The organism is Pseudomonas sp. KSR10 (assembly GCF_022355455.1).
In the GTDB taxonomy this organism is placed as follows: Bacteria; Pseudomonadota; Gammaproteobacteria; order Pseudomonadales; family Pseudomonadaceae; genus Stutzerimonas; species Stutzerimonas stutzeri_E.
Map to the genome: position 1 here is coordinate 1,165,214 of NZ_JAKOEN010000019.1, position 7,196 is coordinate 1,172,409.

The 7,196-nt window shown below is 63.7% G+C and carries 9 protein-coding genes; 4 read left to right on the forward strand and 5 right to left on the reverse strand.

What is annotated here, in order from left to right:
* Positions 1-41: 41 nt before the first annotated feature.
* From MCB86_RS14245 to MCB86_RS14260, 4 genes are all read left to right on the forward strand, one after another.
* Positions 42-737 carry an ABC transporter permease subunit gene (locus MCB86_RS14245; protein ID WP_045164127.1) on the forward strand — a complete coding sequence of 232 codons (696 nt, stop codon included), beginning with the start codon at positions 42-44 and terminating at the stop codon, positions 735-737.
* Entirely contained in the window at positions 734-1,423 is a 690-nt protein-coding gene (locus tag MCB86_RS14250; RefSeq protein WP_045164128.1) for an ABC transporter permease, read from the forward strand. The genes MCB86_RS14245 and MCB86_RS14250 overlap by 4 nt, the downstream gene beginning before the upstream one ends.
* Before the next feature lie 147 nt (positions 1,424-1,570).
* The gene (locus MCB86_RS14255) at positions 1,571-2,467 is read left to right on the forward strand and encodes a D-hexose-6-phosphate mutarotase (protein WP_239611291.1); all 897 of its coding nucleotides are present in this window, start codon (positions 1,571-1,573) and stop codon (positions 2,465-2,467) included.
* Between the two features lie 233 nt (positions 2,468-2,700).
* Positions 2,701-3,780 carry an FAD-dependent oxidoreductase gene (locus tag MCB86_RS14260; protein ID WP_239611292.1) on the forward strand — a complete coding sequence of 360 codons (1,080 nt, stop codon included), beginning with the start codon at positions 2,701-2,703 and terminating at the stop codon, positions 3,778-3,780.
* Positions 3,781-3,785: 5 nt separating this feature from the next.
* On the opposite strand, the gene MCB86_RS14265 is transcribed toward MCB86_RS14260, so the two are convergent.
* The 5 genes from MCB86_RS14265 to purE form a co-directional block, all read right to left on the reverse strand.
* Complete coding sequence (locus MCB86_RS14265; protein WP_239611598.1) at positions 3,786-4,457, reverse strand: uracil-DNA glycosylase family protein; 672 nt, start codon at positions 4,455-4,457, stop codon at positions 3,786-3,788.
* 16 nt (positions 4,458-4,473) lie between these two features.
* Complete coding sequence (locus MCB86_RS14270; RefSeq protein ID WP_239611293.1) at positions 4,474-5,004, reverse strand: DUF3299 domain-containing protein; 531 nt, start codon at positions 5,002-5,004, stop codon at positions 4,474-4,476.
* Between the two features lie 50 nt (positions 5,005-5,054).
* Positions 5,055-5,306, reverse strand: coding sequence for a GlsB/YeaQ/YmgE family stress response membrane protein (locus MCB86_RS14275; RefSeq protein ID WP_025243550.1), 252 nt, complete (start codon positions 5,304-5,306; stop codon positions 5,055-5,057).
* Positions 5,307-5,407: 101 nt separating this feature from the next.
* The gene (locus MCB86_RS14280; RefSeq protein ID WP_045164132.1) at positions 5,408-6,493 is read right to left on the reverse strand and encodes a 5-(carboxyamino)imidazole ribonucleotide synthase; all 1,086 of its coding nucleotides are present in this window, start codon (positions 6,491-6,493) and stop codon (positions 5,408-5,410) included.
* Positions 6,494-6,985 (reverse strand): 5-(carboxyamino)imidazole ribonucleotide mutase, encoded by a 492-nt coding sequence (gene purE / locus MCB86_RS14285; RefSeq protein ID WP_045164133.1) that lies wholly within the window; start codon positions 6,983-6,985, stop codon positions 6,494-6,496.
* Positions 6,986-7,196: the final 211 nt, after the last annotated feature.

The window sequence follows — 7,196 nt, forward strand, 5'->3', positions numbered from 1 at the left end:
GTCGCCAATCTGGTCGGCCGGGCTTTGGTGTTTGAGCCCATATGATCCCCGACCTTCATGGATTCGGTCCCGCGCTGCTCGCCGGGACCTGGATGACCATTCAACTGGCCCTCGCGGCGCTGGCCCTGGGCCTCGTGCTCGGCCTGCTTGGCGCACTTGCCAAGACTTCTCCGTTCGCCGCCCTGCGCTGGATAGGCGGCACCTATTCGACCATCGTGCGCGGCGTACCAGAACTGCTCTGGGTGCTGTTGATCTATTTCGGCACCATCGGCCTGGTGCGTGGCATCGGTGAGATATTCGGTATCGAGAATCTTGCCCTGAGCCCGTTTACCGCCGGCACCATCGCCCTCGGCCTGTGCTTCGGCGCTTATGCCACCGAAGTCTTTCGCGGCGCGTTGCTGGCTATTCCCAAGGGCCATCGCGAAGCCGGATTGGCCCTGGGCCTGGGCAAGCCGCGGATATTCCTGCGGCTGATCCTGCCGCAGATGTGGCGCTTGGCCCTGCCCGGCCTGGGCAACCTGTTCATGATCCTGATGAAGGACACCGCGCTGGTTTCGGTGATTGGCCTGGACGAGATCATGCGCAGTTCGCAAATCGCCGTGACCGCCAGCAAGGAGCCCTTCACCTTCTTCGTCGTCGCCGCCTTCATCTACCTTGGCCTGACCGTTATCGCCATGAGCGGTATGTACTTCCTCGAAAAACGCGCCGGTCGCGGCTTCGCCAGGAGCACCGCATGAGCTGGGAACTGTTCATCAAGTGGCTGCCAAGCTTCCTCGACGGCGCCTGGCTGACCCTGCAACTGGTCGGCGCTTCGGTCGTCGCTGGGCTGATCCTCGCGCTGCCGCTGGGCATCGCCCGTTCCTCACGCATCCTGGCGGTGCGCGCCCTGCCCTACGGCTATATCTTTTTCTTCCGCGGTACACCGCTGCTGGTGCAGCTGTTCCTGGTCTATTACGGCATGGCGCAGTTCGAGGTGGTTCGCCAAAGCGCGCTTTGGCCGTTCCTGCGCGATCCGTACTGGTGCGCGATCATCACCATGACGCTGCATACCGCCGCCTATATCGCCGAAATCATCCGCGGCGCGATCCAGAATGTGCCGCCGGGGGAAATCGAAGCGGCGCGTGCGCTGGGCATGTCGCGTAGCCAGGCGATGTGGCACATCATCCTGCCGCGCGCGGCGCGCATCGGTCTGCCGGCCTACAGCAACGAAGTCATTCTGATGCTCAAGGCCAGCGCCTTGGCGAGCACCATCACCCTGCTCGAACTGACCGGCATGGCACGCAAAATCGCGGCGCGCACCTATATGCACGAAGAAATGTTCCTCACTGCGGGCCTGATCTATCTGATCATCGCTTTCATCCTGATGCAGGGTTTCAAACTGCTGGAGCGATGGTTGCGCGTGGATGCCTGCCAGGGACGCTGAGCCCCCGCTACCGAGACCCGACGGCTCGACCCTACTTCCGACAGTGATCGAGTCCGTCCCGCAGCCCGATCAGCCGAAACCGGCCGGTGCGGAATCCTCTGGCGCGAACAAGGTCAGAACAACCCAGCATTTGCCAACGAGACTGCCATGCCCGCCGACATTCAGCGCATCGAAATGGACCAACTGCCCTGCTGGCGCATCCGCAACGGTGCCGCCGAACTGATCGTCGCCGAACAGGGCGCGCAGGTGCTCAGCTACCGTCAGGGCGATGCGTCGCCGGTCATCTGGCTCAGCGAAGAGGCGTCATTCGAACGCGGCCAGGCGGTGCGCGGCGGGATCCCGGTATGCTGGCCTTGGTTCGGCGATCTGATCCGCAATCCGCAACCGATCCAGGACGCCTACCGGGACAGCCAACCGGCTCCGGCGCACGGGTTGGTGCGCAACATCGACTGGCTGCTGAAAGATTCGTGCAGCGACGCCGACGGCGCCACGCTGGAATTCGCCTGCAACGAAGCTGGCAGCCTGGCTGGCTGGCCTCACGCGGTGGACTTGAAGCTGCAGATTCGCCTGGACCATAAAGGGCTGCACCTGACGCTGACCAGCCACAACCGTGGTCAGGCAGAGATCGCGCTGTCCCAGGCAATGCACAGCTATTTCACCATCAGCGACATCCATCAGGTCTCGGTGGAAGGGCTGGACGGCTGCCCCTATATCGAAACCCTGGACGCCTGGCAGCAACGCCAGCAGCAGGGTGATCTCGCCTTCGATGGCGAGACCGACCGTATCTACCTCGAGCTGCCGCCGACGCTGTGCCTGCGTGATCCGGGACTCAACCGCCGGATTATCCTGAAGACCCGCGGCTCCCGCTCGGCCGTGCTGTGGAACCCATGGGTCGCCAAGGCGCAGCGCCTGTCACAGTTCGCCGACGATGCCTGGCAGCGGATGCTTTGCATCGAGACGGCAAACGTGCTGGACGACATGGTCCGACTGGCCCCCGGCGCCACTCATTCTCTGAGTGTCTCGATCGACGTCGAAACGCTCTGAGGCCGAACCGACGCCCACCTCGATAGCCAAGATTCAAGCGTCCAGCCGCATTGAATCTATACTGCAACGAGCATCCCTTCACCGCCCTGGCAACCGCCAGGCGGCGACTGATGCAGCCTGCCGGTCAGTTGCGATGCTCTGGAGGTTATCTCGATGTCATGGATGCTGCGCTGCGCCACACGAGCCCTAGCCAACCCTGTTCCTCATCCGCATCAGCCTTGCTCTGATGCGCCATGAATACTGACTTCGACCTGCTGCTTGCTGGCGCTGGTCATAGCCACCTCGGCGCGCTGCGCCAATGGGCCAGCCGTGAACGCCCCGTGGGCCGGATCGGCCTGATCTCGGCCGATCCCCATGCCTGGTACTCGGGCATGATGCCCGGCCTCATCGCCGAGCATTACCAGGCACGCCAATGCCGGATCGCGCTACCCAAACTCTGCGCAGCGGCCGAAGTCGAGTTCTTCCAGGGCACGATGGTTGCGCTACTTCCGGAAACCCCCGAGCTGCTCCTGGCGACTGGCGAGACGTTGCGCAGCACCTGGCTGTCACTGAACTTGGGCTCCCTGCCCTGCCTACCGGAGCAATCCGGAGACGGTATGGAGTTGCTCTCGGTGAAGCCGTTCGCCGACTTCATCCGGCGCTGGCAACAATGGCAGGAAATCCCTGAGCCGCTGGCGATTGTCGGCGGCGGCGCGGCAGGCGTCGAACTGGCGCTGGCGATGGCCGGACGAGCCCCGTCCATCGAGCTGTTCTCCGATGGCCAGCTGCTTACCGGGCATCCGCCACGCCTGCGCCGTCTCGCGCTGAGGCATCTGCAGCACGCCAAGGTACAAGTCCATGAAAACACTCCGATCCAGGCGGTGCATGGCAACACCCTGATCGGCGACGGCCAGATCCGCTGGCGGGGCCGACGTCTGGTCGTCGCAACCGGACCCAGCCCGCTGGAGTGGGTGCGCGAATCCGGCTTGCGGCTGGATGCACGCGGCTTCATTGATGTCTCGCCAGCATTGCAAAGCCGCTCTCATCCGCACGTTTTCGCCAGCGGAGATTGCGCCAGTCTTCCCGGCGCCCTCCACAACGGTGTTCACGCGGTGCGCCAGGCGGCTGTACTCGCCACCAACCTTGGCCGAGCAGCCATCGGCCAGCCGCTGCGTCATTACCATCCACCAACGCACAGCCTCGCCCTGTTGGCCGACGGTCGCGGAGGGGCGCTGCTGAGCTGGGGCAGCCTGGCGGCCGAAGGTCGGTTACTGGGCCGCTGGAAGGATTATATCGATCGCCGCTTCATGCGCCGTCATGGCAGCGAAGGCTGACGCGCTCAATCGAGCAGTTGCTGCAGACGTGTCTCCAGCAGCGACGGAAAGCGTTCGAACCAGGCACGGTTGCGCGGCGAGGGATGTGGAAGCGGATGCAGACGAAACGCTCGCGTAGTGCCCTGTTCCGTTGCCAGCTCAATATCGAAACAGGCCGTGAAACGGTCTTCACGCTGCCAGAACTCTTCGAGCTGCCGGCGCACCTCGCGCGGCTGTTCCAAGCCGAACCAGAGAAAGGCTTCGCGCCCGAGCGTGACGATGTCGCGACCGCGCCAGTTGTCGATCAGCACCCGGCGCATCAGCGGATGAAAACGACGCTTGACCGCCATCGACCAGGCGCGATTGCCCAGTGGTTTGTAGGGCACCGTATTGATCCAGAAAAAGCCCGCACCGACCGCCCGGCTCGCCTCGAAATCCGGCATGTCTTCGCCGTGCAGATGCCGGTAGAGCGAACGCCGTACCAGTTGACCACCGCCACCGATGAAGGGCTCGCCATAGCGAACCTCCTCGCGTCCCGGATCCCGGCCGAAGAAGGCGATGGGCGCGTCCGCCCGACCGAGGCCGATGATCGGCTCCAACGGGTCCTTATCGAATTTCTGATAGACCGACACGTCAATGCCTTCGGTCCGGGCTGCGAGCGCGCGGAAAGCCTCACGCTCGGTCTGATCGAGGGGAATCGGACTGCGTTTCGACTTAGAGGTCACTTTCGTCCACCAGCGTCACCTCGGCCGCCGATATCACATACGCCGCATCGGCCAGATCATTGCTCACCGGTTCGATCGCGAGCGTGCCGTCAACCCAGAGCGGTGCATAGATATCTTCCAGGGTAATCCCGTTCGGATAGCGAACCATGACGATCTGGTTCGGCGGTGGCGGCGGAACGTGAATGCAGGCGCCGGGATAAGGCACCAAAAAGAACTCAGTGCTGCGGCCCTTGCTGTCGGTTTCAAGCGGTACGGGATAGCCGCCGAGACGCACCTGCTTGCCATTCAATGACGGCACGGTCTTGGCCGAATACATCACCGCCGGCAGGCCGCTCCCTTGCTTGAGCCCGCCTTGATCGCTGTAACCACCGGCTTCAGGGGAGTTGTGCTCGATCTCCGGCATTTCTTCCAGCGCCTTGCGGTCCTCGGCAGGCATCAGCTCGAGCCAGTCGAGTTCCGCCGGAGCGGCTTGGACGAAGGAGACACAGCACAGCAGCAGGAAGAGAAATATCTGGCGCATGGCAACCGAACGGTAGGAAAACGGGGCCGCCAGGCACGGCCCCGAGCGGATCAGTGCTTACGGCTGGTAACCATGCCGTAAATCACCAGCAGAATGATCGCACCGACCACGGCGCCGATAAAGCCTGCTCCCTCACCCGCCTCATAGAGACCGAGCGCCTGGCCGCCATAGGTAGCCAGCAGCGAACCGCCGATACCCAGCAGGATGGTCATGATCCAACCCATGCTGTCGTTGCCTGGCTTCAGGAAACGTGCGATGAGGCCGACGATCAGGCCGATGATGATGGTTCCAATGATGCCCATTTGGCGATCTCCTCAGGTCCGAAAAAATGTGTTACGTATTCTCGGACCTGAGGCGAGCCAGCCAGTTCGCCGGCGATCACATCAAGCCGGACGGCCGGAGCTCAGTCGCGGCTGATCAGCGATTCGACCGCGGTAATCTGCCGGTCCAGCGTGGCACGGTCGGGGCAGCGCAGCGTGGCATGGCCGACCTTGCGACCGACCTTGAACGCTTTGCCGTAATGATGCAGATGGCAGTCCTCGACAGCGATGACACTCTCCACGGCAGGCACTTCACCGATGAAGTTGAGCATGGCGCTCTCGCCGACCTTGGCCGTCGAGCCCAGCGGCAGACCGGCCACGGCGCGCAGGTGATTCTCGAACTGGCTGCATTCGGCGCCCTCGATGGTCCAGTGCCCGGAATTGTGCACGCGCGGCGCGATCTCGTTCGCCTTGAGCCCGCCGTCGACCTCGAAGAACTCGAAAGCCAGCACACCGACATAATCCAGCTTGGTCAGCACGCGCCCGGCGTAGTCCTCAGCCAGCGATTGCAGTGGGTGATTGCTGCTGGCGACCGACAACCGCAAGATGCCTTCTTCGTGGGTGTTGTGAACCAGCGGATAGAAACAGACCTCGCCATCGCGGCTACGCACGGCGATCAACGAGACTTCCCCGGTGAACGGCACGAAACCTTCGAGAATGCAGGGTACGCTGCCCAACTCGGCGAAGGCATTGGCGACATCGCTCGGCTTGCGCAGGACCTTCTGGCCCTTGCCGTCATAGCCCAAGGTGCGCGTCTTGAGCACCGCCGGCAGGCCGACGCTGGCCGCCGCGGCGTCGAGATCGGCCTGGGATTGGATATCGGCAAACTCGGGCGTCGGGATGCCGAGATCCTTGAACATGGACTTCTCGAACCAGCGATCACGGGCGATACGCAGCGCTTCGGCGCTCGGGTAGACCGGGACGAACTGCGAGAGAAACGCAACGGTCTCCGCTGGCACACTCTCGAACTCGAAGGTCACCAGATCGACCTCGTCGGCCAGCTGGCGCAGGTGGTCCTGGTCGCTGTAGTCGGCACGCAGGTGCTCGCCCAGGGCGGCAGCACAGGCATCCGGTGCCGGATCGAGGAAGGCGAAGTTCATGCCCAGCGGCGTCCCCGCCAGGGCCAGCATACGGCCCAGTTGGCCGCCACCGATCACGCCAATCTTCATTTACGCGTCCCTCGGGTCCGGGTTGTCGAGCACGGTTTGAGTCTGTTCGTCGCGGAATTTCTTCAGCGCGGCGTGATACTCGGGGAACTCATGGCCAAGGATGCTGGCCGAGAGCAGTGCGGCGTTGATCGCGCCTGCCTTGCCGATGGCCAGGGTAGCGACCGGCACACCTGCGGGCATCTGCACGATGGACAGTAGCGAATCCACGCCCGAGAGCATCGAGGACTGCACGGGCACGCCGAGCACGGGCAGATGGGTTTTGGCCGCGCACATGCCGGGCAAATGGGCGGCGCCGCCGGCGCCCGCAATGATCACGCGCAGGCCACGCCCTTCGGCCTGTTCGGCGTACTGAAAGAGCAGATCGGGGGTGCGGTGCGCTGACACCACGGTGACTTCGTGCGGAATGCCGAGCTTTTCCAGCATGTCTGCGGTGTGGCTCAAGGTGGACCAGTCGGACTTGGAGCCCATGATCACGCCTACCAGTGCGGTCATCGTCGTGCCTCTCTTCGGCGCCTGCGGGCGCATCAGGAACAACGGCCGCGCTGAAAACAGCGCGGCCGTGCAGGTACATGGCCGGAACCGGTCCGACCGAAGGCCGCGCAGTATAGCGCAAGCCCCCGCCCGCCGGCACCCGCGACCGTACGTCCGGCCGCGCCGTCGATCGCGGCGGGTATTGCTCGAAGTCAATGGTGCGCCCCCGGGG